11 protein-coding genes and 3 pseudogenes are annotated in these 20,577 nt (G+C 62.5%); 4 read left to right on the forward strand and 10 right to left on the reverse strand.

Annotated features, from left to right (window positions below):
* Positions 1–57 precede the first annotated feature (57 nt).
* From IPG68_09040 to IPG68_09050, 3 genes are all read left to right on the forward strand, one after another.
* Positions 58–1,035, forward strand: coding sequence for a transglycosylase SLT domain-containing protein (locus tag IPG68_09040; GenBank protein MBK6763401.1), 978 nt, complete (start codon positions 58–60; stop codon positions 1,033–1,035).
* Between the two features lie 92 nt (positions 1,036–1,127).
* Positions 1,128–1,688, forward strand: a complete 561-nt coding sequence (locus IPG68_09045; GenBank protein MBK6763402.1) for a hypothetical protein — start codon at positions 1,128–1,130, stop codon at positions 1,686–1,688.
* Between the two features lie 185 nt (positions 1,689–1,873).
* Entirely contained in the window at positions 1,874–2,572 is a 699-nt protein-coding gene (locus tag IPG68_09050; protein ID MBK6763403.1) for a hypothetical protein, read from the forward strand.
* Between the two features lie 161 nt (positions 2,573–2,733).
* On the opposite strand, the pseudogene IPG68_09055 reads toward IPG68_09050, so the two are convergent.
* From IPG68_09055 to IPG68_09100, 10 genes and pseudogenes are all read right to left on the reverse strand, one after another.
* Positions 2,734–3,661: pseudogene (locus tag IPG68_09055) on the reverse strand (DUF91 domain-containing protein).
* Positions 3,661–5,777: pseudogene (gene brxL, locus IPG68_09060) on the reverse strand (BREX system Lon protease-like protein BrxL). The pseudogenes IPG68_09055 and brxL overlap by 1 nt, the downstream one beginning before the upstream one ends.
* A gap of 10 nt (positions 5,778–5,787) precedes the next feature.
* Positions 5,788–6,663 (reverse strand): PglZ domain-containing protein, encoded by an 876-nt coding sequence (locus tag IPG68_09065; protein ID MBK6763404.1) that lies wholly within the window; start codon positions 6,661–6,663, stop codon positions 5,788–5,790.
* Positions 6,650–8,326, reverse strand: a complete 1,677-nt coding sequence (pglZ, locus tag IPG68_09070; GenBank protein MBK6763405.1) for a BREX-1 system phosphatase PglZ type A — start codon at positions 8,324–8,326, stop codon at positions 6,650–6,652. The genes IPG68_09065 and pglZ overlap by 14 nt, the downstream gene beginning before the upstream one ends.
* Positions 8,319–9,707, reverse strand: a complete 1,389-nt coding sequence (pglX, locus tag IPG68_09075; GenBank protein ID MBK6763406.1) for a BREX-1 system adenine-specific DNA-methyltransferase PglX — start codon at positions 9,705–9,707, stop codon at positions 8,319–8,321. The genes pglZ and pglX (IPG68_09075) overlap by 8 nt, the downstream gene beginning before the upstream one ends.
* Before the next feature lie 122 nt (positions 9,708–9,829).
* The gene (pglX, locus tag IPG68_09080) at positions 9,830–11,752 is read right to left on the reverse strand and encodes a BREX-1 system adenine-specific DNA-methyltransferase PglX (GenBank protein ID MBK6763407.1); all 1,923 of its coding nucleotides are present in this window, start codon (positions 11,750–11,752) and stop codon (positions 9,830–9,832) included.
* 22 nt (positions 11,753–11,774) lie between these two features.
* A pseudogene (gene brxC, locus IPG68_09085) lies at positions 11,775–15,259 on the reverse strand (BREX system P-loop protein BrxC).
* 14 nt (positions 15,260–15,273) lie between these two features.
* Positions 15,274–15,885: a DUF1788 domain-containing protein gene (locus tag IPG68_09090; GenBank protein ID MBK6763408.1), complete on the reverse strand. Its 612-nt coding sequence runs from the start codon at positions 15,883–15,885 to the stop codon at positions 15,274–15,276.
* A complete protein-coding gene (locus IPG68_09095; GenBank protein MBK6763409.1) occupies positions 15,882–16,490 on the reverse strand; it encodes a DUF1819 family protein in 609 nt (202 codons plus the stop codon). Before IPG68_09095 ends, IPG68_09090 begins: the two co-directional genes overlap by 4 nt.
* A gap of 125 nt (positions 16,491–16,615) precedes the next feature.
* Positions 16,616–17,242, reverse strand: a complete 627-nt coding sequence (locus tag IPG68_09100; GenBank protein ID MBK6763410.1) for a site-specific integrase — start codon at positions 17,240–17,242, stop codon at positions 16,616–16,618.
* A 1,788-nt stretch (positions 17,243–19,030) separates the two neighbouring features.
* On the opposite strand from IPG68_09100, the gene IPG68_09105 reads away from it, so the two are divergent.
* Positions 19,031–19,693 (forward strand): hypothetical protein, encoded by a 663-nt coding sequence (locus IPG68_09105; GenBank protein ID MBK6763411.1) that lies wholly within the window; start codon positions 19,031–19,033, stop codon positions 19,691–19,693.
* The last annotated feature ends 884 nt before the right edge of the window (positions 19,694–20,577 follow it).

A 20,577-nucleotide genomic window follows, 5' to 3' on the forward strand; every position in this document is an offset into this window, starting at 1 on the left:
CCGCACACCCGACGCCGGTGCCGGGTTCACCGGTGCCGCGGTGGTCAGGAGCAGTCGGTGAAAGGACTCGCGGCAGGGGCGCTGGCGGTCGTGCTCGGGATTCCCGCGCTGCTGCTGGTCGTGCTGATCGGGGTGTCCCCGGGCGCGGCGGGTGCCACCGCGCTGGGCCCGGCCGTCCCTGCCGCATACCACCTGGCCATCCTGGCCGCCTCGGCGTCCTGCCCGGGGCTACCCGCCCCGGTCCTGGCCGCGCAGATCGACACCGAATCGGGTTTCAACCCGCGGGCTGTGTCCCCGGCCGGGGCCCAAGGCATCGCCCAGTTCATGCCAGGAACCTGGGAAACCTGGGGCACCGACGGCAACGGCGACGGGTTCAAGGACCCCTTCGACCCCGACGATGCGATCGCCGCGCAAGGCAAGTTCATGTGCGCACTGCTCGAACAATTCACGACGATGAAGGGAACCCCGGTCATCGAACTGGCCCTGGCCGCCTACAACGCCGGGCCCGGCGCGGTGGACACCTACCACGGCATCCCGCCCTATCCGGAAACCCGCACCTACGTCACCACCATCATGACCAAAGCCGCATCACCGGACTTCGCGGTAGCACCGGCGGCAGGGGGGGCCAACGGCAAGGTCGACACGATGATGCCCAAAGGCGTCACCAACCCCCGCACCTCCGAACAAGCCGTCCAGTGGGCCCTGAACATGGTCGGTGAATACCAGTACTCCGGCCACTGCCTGCGATTCGTCACCCTCGCCTACGGCTACAGCGCAGGCCTACCCCGCGCCTACCAGGTGTGGGAAAGCTCCCCGGAATACCTGCACCATCCCAAAGACCTCAACCCCCCACGCGGGGCAGTCCTGGTGTGGGACCCGCGCACCGGCGACGGCGCCGGCCACATCGCGATCGCCCTCGGAGACGGCCGGATGGTCACCACCACCGGCGGGGCGATCAGCATCATGAAGATCGACGCCTACATCGACATGACCTACTACTACGGCTGGATGCCCCCCTACATCCAGGGCACATAGACGTGCTCGAGTCGCCGTCGTCAGCAGATTCACCGTGGACTACCTGCTGAATGCTGTAACAAGGTTCTGAGGCCGTGTTCGACAATGGCAGCGTGGACGAGGAACAGCCTGCTGCGCAGGTGCGAAACGCAGACGTCTTCGCAGGCGCCGTCACCCATGTTTTGAGTTCTCATCTGTCACGCAGTGCCGCATTCGAGAAGCGAGCGGTGGCGCTGCTATCCACCATCACTGCAGTCCTCACGTTTCTGCTTGCGGCACTAACCATCGGTGACATGGGCCCGATGAACTTGGCCGTAAAGATTGCCGGATCGTTATCCCTGCTCGGTCTGGTCGCTTCGGCGGTGTTCGCGGTGCTGACTCTTCGGCCACTCAACGTGCAGTTGATCGCCCCGGCCAGGCTGACTGAGATGTGGGTCGAGCAGACTTCCCAGCCCGATGCCATCGTCCAAGTCACGGCACAACTGGTCAGGGATGCACCAGAAGAATCCAGTGGTAAAGACGGCATGAACAAGCCAGGGGTGTTGCAATCAGCACACGACGAAGCCCAGACTCGGGCCAAGTGGCTTTCTTGGTCGGTGTGGACACTTCTGGCAGCCTTGGTCTGCCTTGCTTTCGCGGCAGGGGCGGTCTTGTGGGGGACAATGTCCACGTGAGTGACAAACCCCATCCCCCGCCGAAGCCCGTGCCGGCCCCGAAGGTGCTGCCGTTGAAGCCTGCCAAGACCATCAGCGGCAAACGCGGATCTGATCCATCAGGAACCCAGACGCGCTGACGCAAAGCCAGGACATTGAACAGGAGGATCCGAAAGGCGGGTTACACAGTGGATCAGGATTGGGTCTTGCAGCAACTGGATGTGTTCATAGAGCAGACCGCGCCTATCAACAACAGCGGCGTCTTTCATTTCAGCGCTACCGGTAGGCCCTCGGTATCTCGTGAGAACGTGTTGGGTCAGTGGGTGATAGTCAAGCGCGTCCTCGCCGAGGTCTACCCCGATTGGCAGCAGCACGAACACGGCAGCAAGTCATACGAGTTCCGGGCTCAACGGGACGCGGCCATAGCTGCCCGATCCATGATCGCCCGACGCGCCGAAATCGAAGAGAACCTCAAACCCTCCGGGCCGCAGTTGGCCGCAGAACAGTTCCGCCCGTGGGTATGGACCGATGCGGTTCGCACAAGATGGGCCCGAGCAGGGTACGACGACGCCGTGCTAGCGGCCTCCCGGGATCTGAACGAACAACTCCGCCTACTGGCCCGACGTGACGATCTTGGCGAGGTCAAGCTAATCCAGGACCTGCTCGGTGAAGCCGAACCGAACCCTGGGCAAGTACGGCTCCGACCTCCTGCCGACCTCGACGCCGATACGAGGACGAGCCTGCGTCGGGGGACCATGGACTTGGGTAGAGCATGCTTCATGCTGGCCCGTAACCCCCGGGCGCACCGCACCGAAGAGACCGGCGTGCAAGAAGCACTGGAGCACCTGGCCATGATGTCGGCGTTCGCCCGCAGCATCGAGCAGTTCGAGGTCGCTCTCGGCTGATCCTCCGTTGGCCTGGGCAATGCTGCCGCGTACTGGACTGCGGGAGGATCATTGTTGGTGTTCTGCTCGTCGGCGAGGGGGAGGATACGGACTCGGCGATCGTGGTTTCGCTGGTTGCGGCGTAAGCCTCGCCTGCGGTTGCAGGGGAACTGGGTGTTCCGTCAGCTGGTGGCGTAACTCGTGCGGATCAACGGGAGGGCCCTCTCCAGGTCGGCATTCGTCGTGATCTTGATTTCTAGGTCGCCGGTGCCGAAGTGACCTATGGTCCGCACGTCACGCGTGAAGCCCGCCGCGAGTTCGATGGTGTCGGGATTGACCTTCACGTACACCAAGAGCGTGGCCGAGCTCGGGTGGACTTCCACGCACGCGAAGTTCTTGATGCGCCGGTATGCGAAGTAGAGCTTACGGGTCGTCATCGTCACGTCATCGCCGAGCGCTAGGAGTTGAGCGTCCAAGTCCGCGTAGAGACTCTTGAGCGAAGCCGAGGCTTTGGCGAGCAGCTCGGTTACAGTTGCGGCCGACTGGGCTTTGCCCTTCTTCCGCCCTGAGGACAACGTTGCCTGGGCCAGCGGTGGGAGCCGCTGCCCGCCGTCGATGCGACAAGGTCCAGGGTGAGGAACCCTTCGTCGAAGTCCCGATAGCGGACCAGCTCGATGGACCGGCCCATCTGAGCGATGGCATGTTCGTCGTACCGTGTGAAGTCGCTGGCCACACAGACCAGGCGTGGCGCGGTCCAGTCAATGTCTGAGAACGCGTCGCTTCCAAGGCGGGTCTGGACCAACACGGTGAAGTCGCCGCGGTGATCCATCAACCAGTCCAGGTAGAACAACCCTTGGTTGATGACGTTCTCGTTCACCGCCCTCTTGTATTCGAAGATGACGGGGCTGCCGTTCTCGTCAAGTCCGAGGCTGTCGATGCGACCTCCATGCTTGGGGCCGGTGGAGAACTCGCTGGCGAGGAACCGCACACCGAAGAGGGTCTCCATGTTGCTCTCGATGACTGTCTGCAGGGTCTTCTCCAGGGCTACGGCACCCCGGTGAGCTCCTCGGCTTGCCCGTTGACCAGGCGGAACAGTTTGAGATCACTCATCACTGCCCCTGGGCAGGATCGGGGATCGCCTCATGCCGAACGTACGTCACCGAGAAGGCCTTGACCCGCCGGAAGTCCTGAACCCGGCTGGCCATGTCGAAGGCGTCGCTGGAGACGTACTGGTAGACGTCCAGGCCTCGACCCAGGAGGATCTTCCATCCGGTGTCGGTAACGATGTCCCGGTCATGGATGGTGCGGGTTTTGTCGGGGTCCACGGTGAACTTGATGCCGGCGGCTGCGGCGGCCTGCATGATCTGGGCGAGGAATTCCAGTTGCCTGCGCGCACGTTCCGGGTCCTCGTCTTCGATCGTGATCAGCTTGACGGTGACTTCTGCGTCATCGGCTTTGAGTTTGGCAACGGTCTCGATTAACTCCATCAGGTTGCGGGCCTGGTGGAACATGCGCACGTAGGGGTCGGTGATCGTGATCTCGGTTGCGCCGGCCAGGTACGGGCCGAAGAGCCGATCGTAGGAGACGCCTTTCTGGTTCTCCTGGAACTGCAGCTGACCGGCCTGCGGGCCAGGCTCGGTGCTCTCCGCCGCACCCTCGGGCTCTGGAGTCTCAGCCTCGGCTGGCGCAGCAACGGGCGGGCCGGTCAGGGGATCCGCGCCATCATCCTGGCTTTCGTCCCCATCGACACTGCTGCGCCGGCGGCGGTAGTAGGTGGGGTACTCGTCCTCTTCAAGAGTCGTGACAGTGCGGGTCTGTCCGGACATGTCTGTGTAGGCGAACTGGACCTCGGTGATGGTGGCGTCCATGCGGACGAGTTGATCCTTGACCCGCTTGCGTCCCTCAATCGATAGGCGCAGGATCTCTTCGATCTCCTCCGTGGTGGCTTCCGCAGCAGGGTAGAGGATCTTCATCAGCCCCGAGAACGTCTTGTGGACCCCGTCCCGGTCGCGGGTCGAAATGTCGGATGACAAGGTGAAGTCCGATTGGTACCGGTCGGAGAAGTCGAGAACTCGCATGGATTTGAGGATTTCGGCGATGTAGTCCACGACGAAGCCGTAGCCGTCGGAGAACATTTCACCGCGGATGATGTCCATCTCCCAGCCGGGGATGTAGTGGTGCAGCCGGTCCAGGAACGCCGAGTCGTGGTACGCGGTAGGCAGTTCGTCGAACAGGTCGGAGTGTTTGAGCATGAAGGGCACGGTGTGCTGGGTGTTGCCGACGAACACCATCGACGCCTCCGCACCGAGGGTCTCGATCCCACGCGAGAAGGTCTTGTTGGCCATGTAGTTCTTCATGATGTCGACCAGCGCCTTGTCCGGGCGTTTGCCTTTGCCAGCAAACTCGTCGAAGGCGACACAGTCCCAGTAGCCGACCAGACCGAGGCGGCCGTTGGCGTTGTTGACGAACAGCTTGGCCACGGTGACCTCGCCCCCGGAGATCAGCATGCCGTGGGGGGAGAACTCGGAGTAGATGTGGGACTTGCCGGTGCCCTTGGGTCCCAGTTCGATGAGGTTGTAGTTGCGTTCGCAGTAGGGGATCAGTCGCACGAGCTGGATGAGTTTGTCGCGTCGGCCGAACATGGCCGGGTTGAACCCGATCGACTGGATGAGCAGGTCGATCCACTCATCGGTGCTGAACTCCCGGCGGGCAGCCAGGTAGGCGTCGTTGTCGAAGTTGGACAGTTGGATCGGCTTCAACGATCCGAGCACCCAGGGCACGGACGTGGCGTCGAGTTGGTGGTCGTATTCGACGTCACAGATGCACCACACCCGCCGACGAGCAGTTTGGGGTGGGTCTTGACGGTGCCCGGCTCGACCAGGACCTTTTTGATGCCGAGGTTGGCGAACTCGGCCTCGTACACGTCGTCCTTGTCGTTGAGGGCCACCGAGATTTTGTCGATCACCTTGTGGCGGCCCTTCTCCCGAATGGTGGAGCGGATCAGGCCCGCCTCGTTGCGGTTGACGTAGTGCCGGGCCAGGATCTGGCGCACCGTTTCAATGCCGGTGGCGATAGTGGCCTCATCGTCGGTGGCGCAGTACTGACCCAGCAGGTACTCCAGCACGTAGGAGGGCACGATGGCGTTGCCCTTGACGGCCTTGACCAGGTCCTTGCGCACGACCGATCCGGGGAACGCCGCGTTGATCTTGCGGTCGATGTCTTCCATAGCGCGTCTCCTAGAAATCGAAATCGGCCGTGAACGAGCGGCGCAGCGTGTAGGTGGCCCTGGTGTAGGTCGTGAAGTGCGTTGTCTTGGGTACCGGGGCTTCCAGGCGCAGCTCGACCTGTTGGCCGTCGTGGGCATCGGCGGCCGTGGTCAGCAGCAGTTTCACCGTCACGGTTCGGTCGCGTGGGTCGGCGGCCTGCAGGTCGAAGGTGTGGCTGACCTGGTCGGAGATCAGCTCGTCGCCGGCGTACAGGCCGACGCGAAGGGTTCGGGGTTGCACCTTGTCCCCGACAGCGGTGGCCTGGTACATCTCCACCAGGATCTGGCCCGTCGTGATGGTCGTGGACCTGACCACCAGCTCGACGTCCACGATGCGCACGTCGCTGCTGCGTTTCTTGTTCACGGCGAGCACGGGGATCACGATCTCCTGCAGTGCGGCCCCGCCGTGCACGTACCGGGTGCCGGATCCTGGCCGGCGTAGCCGACCGATGGACTTCGGGATCAGCACCTCGAGGTCGCCTGCCAGGTCGAGGTCCCGGGCACTGAACTTGGTGAATGCATTCGTGACTTTGAGGTCGCGGCCGAACACGAACCGGCTGCTGCGATGCACCAGGGTATCGCCGTGCGGTGGTTCGGAAATGAACTCGCTGTCGTCGATGGGGGTGTCTTGGTAGATGAACCCGTGGTCGGCGGTGATCAGGATGTTGTTGGCGTTGGCGTTGGCCAGCTTCCGGAGCAAGCCCAACAGTTCGGTGAAGGTCTCCTCGGCTGCTGTGAAGACTTGAGCCTCGGTGGCCTTGGCGTCACCGCGCTTATCGATACGGTCGTGATACACGTACAGGACCTGCACCGACTTCAGCAGGTCGCGGGCCTCATCCTTGGTCATGCTGAGGAAGGTCTCCGCCTGGATCGCTGTCCCGCCTACCGGTTCCAGAAGCTTGGCCCGGTTCTCCGTACCTGCGGACGGTTCGCCGTCGACGTGCACGAACCCCTTGTCGTCGGGCTGCAGCGTCGCGTGCGGTAACAGGGCAGCCATGCCGAGCCTGGGTGTAACTGGGCAGGACGCCGAGCATGTAATCGAGGTCGGCGTCGAATCGATCCTGCTGTCGGATCCGCGTCCGCAGCTCGTCGGCAACCTCATACCGGAGGCCATCGGAGATGATGACGACCACCTTGTTCCGGCCGCCCTTGAGAACGGGAGCGACGCGGGTGTCGAAGAATCGTTGCTGGGACCGCACCGTCGCGGCTCGCCACGGGTGAGCAGTGTCAACGTGGTGCTGCCACGCGTCGCCTAGTGGGCGTAGGAACTTGTTGGAGTAGAACTTCTCCACCTTGTCTCGCAGGCCTTCGAGGACAGGATGATTGTCGGCTGCTCGGGTGTGGAAGGTGAACTGACGGTAGTGCTGATCGATGTGGAACCACGACCCGGCGTACTTGGACAGCCCGTCATCGAAGGAGTCGATGGACGGGCTGAAGGACTCCACCGCGGCAAGGAAATCCGCGGCGGCGCCGATCGCTTGGTACAGGTGGTCGAGGATGTGTTGGTCGTCGCCGGGATCGTTGACCCAGAATGTGCGTCGACGTTCCCGGACCCAGTCGGCGACCTCGCGGCTGGGCATGCTGCGCTCGGTGACCCCTGTACTCAGTGCGGTGAGGATCTTCTCGTCGAAGGCTCGGAAGGCATCCGATTGTTGCAGGGTCCGGACGTCCTGGGCGGCGATCTTGTTCTTGACGTCCAGCGCCTGGGCCGCAGCCGTGGACAGCGCCCGGAAGCCGGGGGAGTACTTCACGCTGTCCTGCCAGCCACGGAAGAACACCGCCGCCGCGGCTGCCTTTCGCCCCTCGGCGTCAGTGCCTCGGGAGGGCTTGACGCCTGTCAGCGACATCTCGAACAGCCACAATGAGAAGTCCTCGATCGTCGGTGTTTCCGGCGCGTAGCCGTACTGAGCGGCGTTGGCATTCCAGAGGTATCTGTCCAGCCGGCACTGGCTGATCAGATCCGCGGCCCCATCCTCACCGTCGGCGGCCTCCTGGAGCAGCGCCCGCAGCACCGAGTCCAGGGCGTTGTCATCGGTCCGGACGATGACCGCCAGCATCTTCAACCGCACCGTGTCGGGGGAGTCGTCATCGGACAGCCGCTTGGCTAAGGCCGTGCGCCGCTTGGCGGTGGTGAAGAACTTGCCATGCTCGGACGCGAGGTGTCCGGCGCCTTCCGGGAGTCCGACGTCTTGGGCGAGCAGGGTTTCCCGGTCGGCCACGAAACTGCCGTATGCCAGTTCGACGTCCAGCAACCAGTTGTGCCGCTCTTCTGGCGGTTCACCCGGCCGGTACAGCAGGAACCGGGCGGTTGGTTCGTCACGGAGGATGCGGTGTTTGAGCCCGAACTCGTTGTTGGCCACGGTGAGGACAGTCACGTCGTCCAGGGCAACCGCCGTGGAATCATCACCGAACTGTGTTTCGGGGTCGGACCACACCACGATCCGGTGGCGCACGAAGAGCCGTTCGAGCGCCCGCGTGATCTGATCGGTGGTCGGGGAAATGTCACTCATCGGCGGTCAGTCCGGGGATCTTCTTCAGCGCCGCCCCGAACTTGGGGTAGTTGGCCTTGACCCCGTCATCGAGGTCGATGGTGATCTGTTGGGCGGCCAGGGGGTACAGCACGTCGTGCTCGTAGTCCGATAGTTCGGTGAGCATCTTGCGGATCTGATCAGCCTCTTTACGTGCGGCGGTCTTCTCCTTGGTGGAGGCTGCCTCCGATACCTCGGTGGCCGAGAGGGTGGCGAGCCGGGCAGTGAGCTTGGCCTGGAACTCCCGCAGGTACTTGTTCAACACCACACTGACCGTGTCGGGGCGGTAGCGATGCATGTAGATCAGGGCGTTGAAGCTCCCCTTGGGAGAGGAGAACATCCAGTAGATCGGTCGTTTCTTGTACCGCTGCACGTGGTCCTTGTAGAAGTCGCGCACGAAGAATGTGCGGATGTCCTTGCCAAGGGAGTCCTCTAAGAAGCGCAGGTTCTCCTGGAGATGCTGCTCACCCAGCGACGCCTTCAGGAACTCCCGAAATCGCCCGACAATGTCGTCAGGAAACCACTCTTCCGCCAAAATCGGCATGACGTTGTCCTCATCCGGAACGAACGTCGGAGCCGGCACCCGCGCCAAGTACTCCGCCAGCGTTCCCCCCTGACTCGCAAGAATGAGGCCGGGCGTATCGAGGCTGTAGCGACCCAGCATGCAACCGACCGCATAGGAGACCAACTCCCGCATCGTGTCCTGACGGAACCTCGTCCAGCGCTCATCTTCTGTCAGTCGTACGTCATACCGATAGGCAGGATTCACCGTGAGGGTAATCTGCTCAATCGGCACATCCGGGCCCATCTCGACGGAAAGTCCGTAGGCATCGATGAGAAGGCGATTGTTCTCCTCCTCAAGGCGCTTCACGTCCGCGACGGTGTCCCGGTTCCGGGAAGTCCATGCGGCATACATGGACTCCAGTGTTGGCGTCACATCAGAGGATGCCGCCAAGATCGGAAGGGCCTGAAAGTCCCACGATCGTTCATAGGCGTCCCAATCGTCACGTGTTTTCGCGATGCAGGTAGCCGCGTTCAATTCGAGGACCTGGCTATTCTCCGCAACCGGGATCACGGGGAGAGTACCAACATGGCCGCTCTGGAAATCAAGAGTCGGCGCCACGAGCCTGAGGAACTCCGGCGTCAACTTGGAGTTCAGGAGCGCGGCGAGCTGGTTGTTACTGAAGCTGTGAGTGAAGATGCAAGGCCCTGTGGATTCGAATATGAAGCCTTCGTCGAATGAGCGGAACGCGGGCAACGAACTTGACACCCTCGTCCAAGTCAGGCCCGGACGGAAGTAGTTGTGGACGTTCCTGAGGTTTGAGCCCGAGGATTCCTGAGTGCTCGCCCGTTGTCCCGCCAATCGATCACGTAGTCGTGATTCCCGTACCACTTTCTGTACGGACCGCCCTTCTGGCAGGGTACCATCTCGGTCCCCAACCGTCTCGAACCAGAGCCTGAGGTAATGCTCATTGTCGCCGGTGTCTAGGCCTTTCCCGACATCTGCCAAGTCTTCCAGGGGTGTCGACTCGTCAAAGATGGTTCGACGGGGGCTGGCCCAATAGGCCAGCGGACTCCCGGTAATCTGCCGAACTCGCGAGCGCCAATCGCGTATCGATTGCGTGGGTCTCGCTCAAGGAAGACCCGGTCCTTAGATGCCGACTGGGGTGCGCTGTTCAGATCGAAGAAAGTGCCCTCGAAATCTACGATCTTATGGTTAGCAAGCGAGAAGACCGTTGCCTGAGCAATCTTCGAATTCATCGATGGGAAGCTGTTGTATCCAATTTGCGCCATCGTTGTGATGGTCTTCTCTCGAAGCAGTCGCTCACGCATCCTCTGGTATGAAGAGAGGAACATCCAACTCTGCATGGTGACCATCGCGATGTTGCCGAGATTCTTAGCCAGGCTGTAGCTGCGTTCGATGAAGCAAGCGAAGAGGTCGCTCCTGGCACTTGGAAAGTGATCTTTGGCGAACTTCTTCAAGAGCGCGTTCATGCTCCCGCTGCCCATGTAAGGCGGATTCATTACCACAACGTCGTAGTGTGCGGCCAACAACTCACCCTGGCGCACCAACAGCCCGATTTGTCTCAGAACTTCGGCCAAGAAGAGGTCTTGGCTAGTCACCTCACTGAGCTGTTTAAGCGCCGGTAGTTTCGCGGCCAGTTGCTCGGGCACCTCAATCAGTGAGCCAAACGTTGTGGCGTGCTCAAAGAGCGCCTTCAGGTCTGTGAGGTCGCCCGCCTCAAGCCCATAGTCCGCGAGCGTTACTCCCTGCGCGCAGTATTCCGAGTCGAAGCCTGCGCTATCGACTATCGTCGTGATGTTGAGTTTCACACCGCGTTTGAACAGCCCTCGGTCATCTGCGCGGCCTTTCATCATCAGAGCGAAGCCCGTCAGTTGCGCTGCGCGAGAGTCGATGTCTAGGCCCCAAAGGTTCTTTTCCAAGATCAGGCGAGCCACGTCGCGTTGTTGGTAGCCGCGTTCCAGGTAGATGGCCTTGAATAGGTCATAGGCCTCCACGAGGACATGTCCTGAGCCACTGGCCGGGTCAACAAGAGTCAGACCCTCGGGGTTGAGTGACTTAGGGGTGAGTGTGTCCAGGTTGGCCTGCACTTGATCCGTCTGTTTGGCAGGCTCGACGTAGTAGTCCATCTGCTGCCGTAGTGAAGAACTCGGGAAGGTGTTCAGCCACATCGCTCCCAGCGAGTTCTGGACCATGTACTTGACGATCCAATCCGGCGTGAAGAGCTGGGTGGCAGCCGGGATATCCTCAGACGCTACGACCCCGCCCATGACCTGGTCCTTCTTGTCTGAGATGTAGAACTGGTACAACCAGCCGATTACCTCGACATCCGCGCACGCCTCGACACTCAACGCGGCCGCGGTCTTTGCGACGATGGAGTTCTCCGACAACAGGTCAGCTGGCAGCAACAGTTCGGTCTCGTCACCGATGCGTTCAAACATGAACGGCATAGACGCATACAAGTGGTTGCAGTGGGCGGTGAGCAAAAGCCGGTATGCCTCCTGCTGCGGGTCCGAGCTTGACACCCGACCGGCTAGTAGGTCGATGACCCGCTCAGCTTTGGCCCCGAGTACCTGGGCGTCGACGCTGCCGGCTTTGGCCTCGGCCAGCACCTCCGGCTGCCCGATCGCCTGTCCGGAGGCGGGTGACACCACTGCGACCGGGTTGTAGCGGTTGGCGTCCATGAACCGTAACGCCACGATCCGGTTGAACCAGGTGTACGCGACTCGGTCGACAACAGCCTGCCGGCCCTCCTGGCCGACTGCCTTATCGAGCCGGGCGACCGTCGCGGCGGATTCGCGCCGCTGGGGCTTGCGGGATCCAGCACCCCGTCCAGACGCGAGGCCACCTCCTGCAGCAACTGGCTGCGTGCGCCGGTAGCGAATGACTTCAGGGCGGTAGTGTCCATCAGCGCGACACCCTCTTCCCGGCGCGGATCTGCTGCACCAGGGTCTCGCGCAAGGCCTCCAGGTACTCCTCGATGTCGCTCTCGCTCTGCAGTAGGGTCCTGTCGAAGGGAATGGTGAGCGCGTTCAGGGCCACCGTCACGGCCGGTGGGGTGGGACCGTCCTGACCAAGGTAGGTTGACGGGATGAGGGCGTCGAGCAGAATGGGGTATTCGACACTCACGAAGGCGTCGTGCGCCTGGTGAATGGCGGCTGCATTGTCGAGGCGCTCGAGGGATGCCAGGAGGGTTTCGGCTTCTCTTCCACCGCACTCTGGGTCTCTTCGAGGACTTTGCCCATTCGGGGGAGAGCTCGTAGTTCCTCTGAGCGCTGCCGGAGGGCTTCCTGAGCGGTGGCGCGTGCCTGTTCGACCTGGTGGTCCAAGGTAGCGGCGAGGTCGTCCGAGGCTGTCTTGAGTTGGATGATCTTCCCGCCGGACAGAAGGTTGCTGTCACCCAGGAGGGCGCTGATCTGCACCGCCGAGGGAAGGTCGGCCGCACCGCTGCTGTGGGCGCGGTTCAACGCGGCGGCAGCGGTGTCGAAGATCCGCTTCTGGGGCCGGCGAAGAAGCTGACGATCGGGTCAATGGTCAGGTCTTTGGTGTCCAGCAGACCGGTGGCGTGGCCAGGGAGGTCTTCCACCAGCCATTTCTCGGGCTTGGTTGCGTAGTCCTTCAGGGTGGTCACGATTGGTGCGAGTGCGGCGGTGAAGGGGTAGCGATCCGTGTCGATGCGGGCTTCTAGTGTCCCCGCGAGGGTGGCGAACCCTTCAGCGCATGCTTTGGCAATGTCGCCTGCGTCGCGGGGGGATGCTGCGTCGTCGAAGAAGTCGCGGTGGAAGTTGCGCAGTGCACGGGTTTGCCCAGCGGTGTACTGCTGCTGGACAGAGACGATGGTCGATGACTGGCGTTGCGTGTTGCGCAGGGCCGCTGCGACCTCGGTGCGTTTCAACCTGTTGGAGTCCAAGGTCAAGGTCACTCGACCCAGGGAAGCCATGCGGGCCAGTTGGGTCAGGGTCGCCGGCATGGACCAGCCGTAGGGCTTCGCCTGGCACGTCGCAACGATGGAGGCGACGGTGACGCGTTCACCGTTGGTCTCCTTCAACCTGATTTGGTCGAAGAGTTCCTGCTCGGCGACTGACAGTGGTGCGGTGGCGTCATCGTCCAGGGTGGCGCCGGTGGCTGCGAGGGCAGTGGCGATGTCCGTCTCGGTGTATGGCTTGATGCCGAGCAGTTTCAGTTGGGGGTAGGTGCGGGAGACGAGGTCTTGGAAGCCTTGCTCAATGCGGGCGCCGCCGTCGGTGCTGGAGATGCTGAGATCGCCCCGAACACCATGAGCGTGGACTTTCCGAGCAGGTCCCGGAGTCGGTTGACGAGTTCCCGGTGCCGGTCGTCGTTCTGGCTGCTCTTGGACTGCAGGATCCGGCGGTGCGAGTCGGTCATCGTGATGCTCTGGGCTTGGCGCACGTACTTGGCGGTGCGCAGGTAGTTGAGGACGTCGGAGATGAGTCGAGCGTCTTCGGGCAGGACGGCCCGCAGTTCGTCCTTGCCGGTGGTGTGAGCGCGCAGGATGTCGAGCACTCCGGCGTACTCGTACTCGGGGTGATGACGTTAATGGATAGTTCTTGAGGGCGCCCGACAGGCACGTCGTCGATCCTCAGGCAGTAGCCGAAGTCCTGCCCGTTGCGGGTGTACCGGATCTTGGGGGACTTCAGAATGTCCTGGACCATCTTGCCGAGTTCGGAGGTGAGAGCAGAGGAGTCGACATCGACGCTCTTGATCTCTTCCTCGATGTCCTTCTCGTCGTTGGTGAGGTACTCGTACAGGGTGCCGTTGCGTTGGATGTAGGTCTGTTGCTCGAGCAGGTTGAGTGCCTCCTGCACATCGGTGGCGAGGCTGTGGAGGTCTTGTCCGAACGCCCCGTATAGCAGGACGGTGATGTTGCGGGGGGTGGCTTTGAAGTCGCGCACGTACTTGACCAGGAACAGGGCTTTGAGCACGCGCACCGCGAGCGGGTTCTGGCCGGTCAGATTGTCTTCGGCGGTGATGATGGACTGCTGCGCGGCGGACTTCAGAGTGGCGCGGATGCCTTCGAACATGGCGTCGAAAGTGGCCAGGCCCCCGATCGTGGTGGCGCTGAGGTTGCGGGCGACGTGCTGGAAGACCTCGAGCATGGACCGCTCGCCGACCGAGGAGTGGCGGCCCTCGAATCCGTTGTGCTCGGAGATGCCGGAGATGGCGGCCTGGAACAGCGGGAATTGGTAGGTGACGAAGGGGTAGGACGCGATGAAGTGGTCCTCGTCGCTGAAGTTGCGGTAGGTGCGCGACCCGTCGGTGAAGCCGAACAGGGTGGCGAAGTTGTTGACCTCCTCCGCGTAGATCCCCGCGAGGGTGGACTCACCGGCGGTGTTCTTTTGCAGCAGTCGCTTCTGGATGACTTCTTCGACATCGGCGCTGGTCAGTTTCAGGCGGTTGGCGAACCGGGCCTGGATCTTGGAGAAGTCGTTGCCCTGCTGTTTGGTGCGGTCACCGAGGACGGAGTCCATGTCCTCCTGGGAGGTGACCATCACCCACGCGCGACCGTTGCAGCGGCTGGCCAGTGTCTCCGCGACGGTCTGCAGGTTGAGCATCAGTTTGACGTTGCCAGCGATGAACTGGCCGACCTCGTCGACGTAGAAGTTCAACCGCACACCGGAGTCCTGGCTGTCGAGCCAGGTGTTGACGTTGTCGGCGAAGTCCTCGATGGACAGCTGGTACTCGTCGCGGTACTTGGCAAGGATTCCCTGCGGGGACGCTGCGGTGTCACCGATCAATCGGGCGTAGGCGGTGTCGACGTTGCCTTCTTCGAGGATGGACAGTTCGCGGCCTTCTTCCCACGGGAGGCCGGCGATTCCAGCGTAGGACTCCTTGAACGACTCCAGCTGGTGCTTGCGGTCGAGGTCGCGCTCGAACTGCGCGACGTGCGCCATCGACCCGAAGTAGCCGCAGGCTTCATCGAAGACCTTGACGAACACCTTGACGAGGGCATCGGTTTGGTCCTTGCTGACAACGGTGGCTTTCTGGTCGATGTTGAACAGCAGGCTCTTCGCGGGGATCGTGGTGGCCTTGCGGATCAGGGCGGCCAGGATGGCGTTGTCGCCGGCTTTGGCCAGGAAGGCCTCGATGACCTCATCGCGGGTAATGCCTGAACCCTCGACTTCTCCGAGCAGGTGGGCCAGCATCTTGAGCATGTGGGACTTGCCGGAGCCGAAGAACCCTGAGACCCATGCTCCGTTGGCTGTGTTGGTCGGGCTGGTGTAGGCCTCCAGGAGCGCTTCAAGGCCTTTGGAGGCTTCATTGGTGAGGACATACTCGTCGACCTCCACGCCGATGTGGGAGTCGTCGTCTGCCTTGATGACGCCCTCGATGGTCCGGGTGATGTCTTTGGCGAAGATCTCGTTGAGTTGCATGGTGTCTCCCCGTTTCAGACGGCGTAGTCATAGATGTTGAAGGCCCGGTAGTACTGGTCGTCGTGCAGGCGTCCGAACAGTTCCAGAGATGAGCCCAGGGTGACGGATTGCCGGTACTCGCCGGGGAAGAACATGACCAGCGGGGTGTCCTTGGCCACGGTCTGCAGGTTGTTCAAGACGGTGTGCGAGCGGATGTAGGGGAAGACTTCGCCGACTCCGGTGATGAACACCATGTCGTGCGTCTCAGCCGCGATGCGCGCCTTGATCTCCGGCGCCAGCTTGGTTTGGGGATCCAGAAGGCTTTGCAGCATCTCCAGCAGATCCTTCTTGTCCTGCGCCGGTTCCACGGCGATGATCCGGTCCCACACGCCGCGCTGTTTCAGTAGATCCACCACCAGGTCGTACAAGTCGACGTGCAGGACGGTGACTCCCCGCCTTTTCAGGTTGTTCATCAGACGGTGGCGCACGTGCTCCATCGCTACCGACTCGGCCGGGTAAAAGGGACAGATGAAGAAGGGCACCTCGTTTCCGAGGCCCTGCATCTTCCGAAAGCGGTCGCTGGACAGTACCTGCAGGAGGTGTTCTTCGCGCTGGGCCAGTGGAGCGGTGTGGAGTTGACCGGTCATCGCAGGGCCCTTGATATCTGGTCATCAGTCATGGGGAACACCTCGAGGCCTTCGCGACCATGGGGTCGCAGTACGTCGGTGAGTTGAGCGCTGAGGAGAGCCGGGATGATTCCGCCCGCGGGCGACATGAGATCGGCTTCGCGCATCATGCGGAAAAGGTTCTGTCGCAGTTTCCGACGCGTGCTGTCGGTCAGGTCCGCGATCTCCGGCGACCACGCTGCTTTCCCCACGAGGAACGTGTCGAAGTGGCTCAACTCGATTGTCGGGGTCATTCCCACGAACCGATCGCGCAGCACCTCGGTTGCGAACTCGTGAATCAGTCGGTATTGGCGGGTGACCGCGACCCACATGATCGCGTTACGGTCCGCCGCTGATCCGTGCTCCACGATGCCGAGCTCCTCACCGTTCAGGGTCTGAAGTCGATCGACTATCTCCCTGCTCACCCGGGTAACCGCGGCGGCGGTTCGAATGCCCAGCGGATTGCTGTCTCTGAGTTGGGCGCGAGTTTGCAGCCAGTCTCTAGTCTGCCTGTGGATTGGAGCCGTGATACGCGCCTCGGTCGCCAGCAGGCCACCAGTGGTGAAGGACAGTTTGTAGCGCGTCACCCCGTTCTCATTCCTTCTCTGCGGACCCCACGCCCCGATCTCGACTCCACTGAGCGTAGAGCGACGGTCCGACACCATGCGCGGGAACGCCGACACCAAAAGTGACGATCCGGTCCACGTGGTGTTCATAGTTGTCCGTAGGCGGGGTTCGCGGCCACGGCCGATCTCAGATGATCCGGTCGGGTGGCTATGTAGCGTTGGGTGGTTTGTAGTGAGGCATGCCCGAGGAGTCCCATGACCTCGACGGCGGAGACGCCGTTCTCGACCAGGCGGGTGGCGAAGGTGTGCCGCAGGGCGTGAATCAGGGCACCAGGAGGTCGGTGGCTGTTGATGCCGGCCGTCGAGTAGGCCTTGCGCACGAAGTATTCCAGCTGCCCGACGGTCAACGGTTCGCCGTGGCCGTCTGCCCAGAGCGGGGTGTTGGGCGGCGACTGGACCCAGGGGTCATCTGTGGGGAGGATGGTTACCGCCGGGAGCACGAATCGTGGCCACCGGTCGGTCAGGTAGGCGGTCAGGACCGTCTCAAGGCGAGGGTCGATCGGGATCGCTCGGTACTTGTCGCCCTTGCCGTGGCGGACCGCGATCTGCCGCTGGCCGGGCAGACCTTCCACATCTCCCACGCTCAGCTCGAGCAGCTCAGAAGCCCGAAGTCCGGTGACTGCCAGGGTGGTGATGATGGCGTAGTCCCGGATCGGCCACGGCCGTCGGGCCGGGACCTTTCCGTCCTTGAGGACCTGCAGCAGCCAGTTCATGTCGTCCTCGGTGAACGCGTGCGGCGCTGAGCGAGCGACGCACCGTGTGCGGCGACGGTTTCCCGGCCCGCAGGGCGACCAGGAAGTCGTCGAACGCCGCGGTCAGGGGCAGCGGGGAAGCGGTCGCTGGCACGCTCGGACACTACCGAAGTTTTCCATGATGTCAGGAGTTATCATTTACTGATAAGGTTACCCGGTAACGCTTCGGAGTCTCACCCCGACCCTTGCGGGGTCCGGTTGTCACGCGGGGCGGTCGACTCCACGACGTGAAACTGCCCGCCACCACTCCTTACAACCAACCGCGAGCCGTGGAATGCGGATGAGACCGCCGCCGGCGGGATCGTCGAACAGCCCCACCCCGACGACTACATCGACTGTCACGGCGACCCGTTCCCGGACGGACCGCGCGACCCCGCAGCGGCCTGCATGTGTCTACAAGTAACCCACCACGGCGAGGCCCTTCTGCCTTTGACAGGCACCCGTGCTCGCGCTAGCCCACTGTTCCTTGTTGGCGCTACCACCCGGGGGGACCGCGCATGCCCACCACTAGAGCAAGGCGCAACTTGATGTGCGCCACAGGCTGGGCGTCGCCCGGCCCCTCTTCGGTTCACCACACCAGCTCAAGTCCCCGACGTCCACCGGGACGGCGGACCCGATGTCCGGGGTGTGGCGCAGTCGCCGTTTCGTGAGCATCGTCACTGTTCTTGCCCTGACGTTGGGGGTGTCCGCTTTGGGTGTTGTCGACGGCGGTGCCCCCCCTGCGGCGGCGGCGGCGGCGGGTGATGGGTATCGGATCGTTGACGGGCAGATCCAAGTTGTCAACAACTCTTCCGAAATTTTCGGGCCTTTCCTCTATGACGGCGGATGGGATCAATCGGGCGGGAGAGTGGACTTGTCGTCGACGGCAGTTTTCTCTGTGCATTCTCCGGGAGAGCTCGTCGTCGGTGGGGATGAGCAGGAGCTCCGGGCGCCGCTGCGTATCGACAAGTGGGACTACGAACGAACCGAAGTTCAGAACTACTCCTCGACGCCGTGCGGATCTGGGGTGAATCAGACCTATCGGGACTCGGATGTGCAGTATCCAGTCAACGACCCGTCCGCCTACCAGATTTCTGTCGCGCTGACCCCCGGGGACCCCTCGGAGAATTTCACAGTGGCGTTGACTCCAGAGCGCTCCGGCGGTGAGCCTCGCTTCGGCTGGTTGCCTCTCGGCCTGACCGTGAGCGATACGAGCAACTATCCGACATTCCGGAGGCAGTTGTCCTACAGCAACACCATTGTCAGCGGCTGCCCTGACGGTGAGACGCGTTTGGCTATGATCAATGGGGCCGGTTCGTACGCGTTGACCGGTCCAGACGACAGCACGGGAGTGCGAAAGTCGATCGCTGGGTCGCCACCCACCTACTCCGAACCGCGATGCGACGGATCTGGTTCCTGTCGGGTGCGGGTGGAGGGGTCGAGTACGACCACATACTCGGGCCCGGTGCAGGGCTCGACGGTAACGACCTGGTGGGTGGAGGTGGAATTGCCAGCCACCGGCACTGATTGCGAGTCCACGACGAAGAAGAAGACCGTGGCGTTCAAGGCTAAAACGGCGGTACGTGCGAAGCCCGACGCCCAACTCGGCACGTTCAAAGTGAAGGTGCGGTGGTGCAAGGACGCCACTGGAGGTGGCAGATTACCTCGGCGAAACCATCGGGCAAGGTCGACGACGGGCGCCTGGGGTTGGCAGGCATCTTCTGGTCATTCTTTGGGTTCCAACGCCACTACAACGATGATCGTGAGGAGGTGGAACCGGCACCGCCATCCCCGTACGTCGTCGCGTCCGGGTCGTTCAGTATGTGTTTCGACATCATCCGGTTGCTGGACAAGGTCAAGGCCCGCAAGGGGTTGTTGAAGGTGTTCGAGAAAGCGTTGGAGAGCAACCTGGCCGTGGTGTTCCGGAAGTTCAAGGTCAAGAGGTTGAACGCGGACATGATCAGGAAAGCGCAGCGGGCGGTGGATTCCGCCAGTGGGAAGTCCCAGGACGTATACGAGAAAGCCGTGGACAAGATCGACAAAGTGCTCCGCAGACTGGCCCGTAGTAAGGGCCACGACGATGACATCCCCGACCGCGTCGAGGACGTGTTCGAGAACATGATTCCCGACCTGTGGAAGGAATGGGACCGTCAGGTGGGTGAGACGCTGGCGTCCTCGGTCGGGTTGGACTCCCAGGGCCTCGCCCGCAAGATCGTGAAGTCGCTAGACGACGCCATCAACCGGGTCACACGCTACTGCGACGCGGGTGTCACCGTGGGCGGCACGACCTACCGTCCGCTCGAGTTGTGGGCGCCGGAAGTGACCCTCAGCGCCAAGAAGAATGGGGTCCTCGGCTACAGCATCGGCGGCGCGAGGAGCCCGTGGATCAACAAGGTTGATGACATCACGAAAGGTGCCCGCAAGAACAAGTGACCTGAGCGGATCGTCACCGCTCAGGGGAGGGACATAGGCTGCTCGAACCGGGACGGGGTGTTGGCGTCATGTTATACCTCGGGAGAGTGTCCCTATGGTTTGTTAAGCCGCGGCGGGGTGTTTGGGCTGGTAGTAGGTGCCGTCGCGCAGCATGGCTAGATGACGTCGAGGCGGCGTCGGGCGAGAAGATTAGGGCGGCGTTGTGTTTCTTGGCCTGGTCGATTTGCGGTCGTAGTAGGCCCGCGACTCGGGGTCGGTCCTGTAGCGCGGCGAACGCGGACTGGAACAAGGCGTTCTCGAGGCGTTTGTTCCCGGACCGGTTGGGGTGTTCCCCCTTGATCGAGCTCCCGGAGCGGCGGTGACCGGGGCCAGTCCGGCGTAGGAGGCCAGGTGTACACGGTGCGGAGGGAGATCACCGCCACTCGATCAACACCGGAACGCATCGGATGGGGGACGCGACTCATGCGAAAAGACGACCTCACTGTGATCGTCGCGAAACCTGGCGAACTTATTTCAGTGCCCCCACAAACGACCGTTTTCGGGCGAGGCTGCCAGCCCACATCTGCGCGTCAGCCGAGCCACCATCTATTGCCACATCCATGTGGCGAACGCGTTCACCACACATGCCGGGCGGTCGAGGACGTGATCGCGCGTAAGAAGCGGGCCACGCCTCAGGTGGCGCCGAAGGTGACCGGCGCGACGTGGAGGCGCGTGTCATCGCGTTGGCGTGCAGGTAGCCGCCGGCGGGACGTCAGCGGTGGACGCTGCAGTTGCTGGAGAGACAGGTGGCCGTGACCGAGGGATGCCGCCCATGGACCACGCCACGATGGGCGGGTCCTGAAAGGGGGCGCATAAGCCTCACTTGAAGGCGTGCTGGACGATCC

This window comes from Micrococcales bacterium (assembly GCA_016703125.1).
Lineage (GTDB): Bacteria > Actinomycetota > Actinomycetes > S36-B12 > UBA10799 > JADKAV01.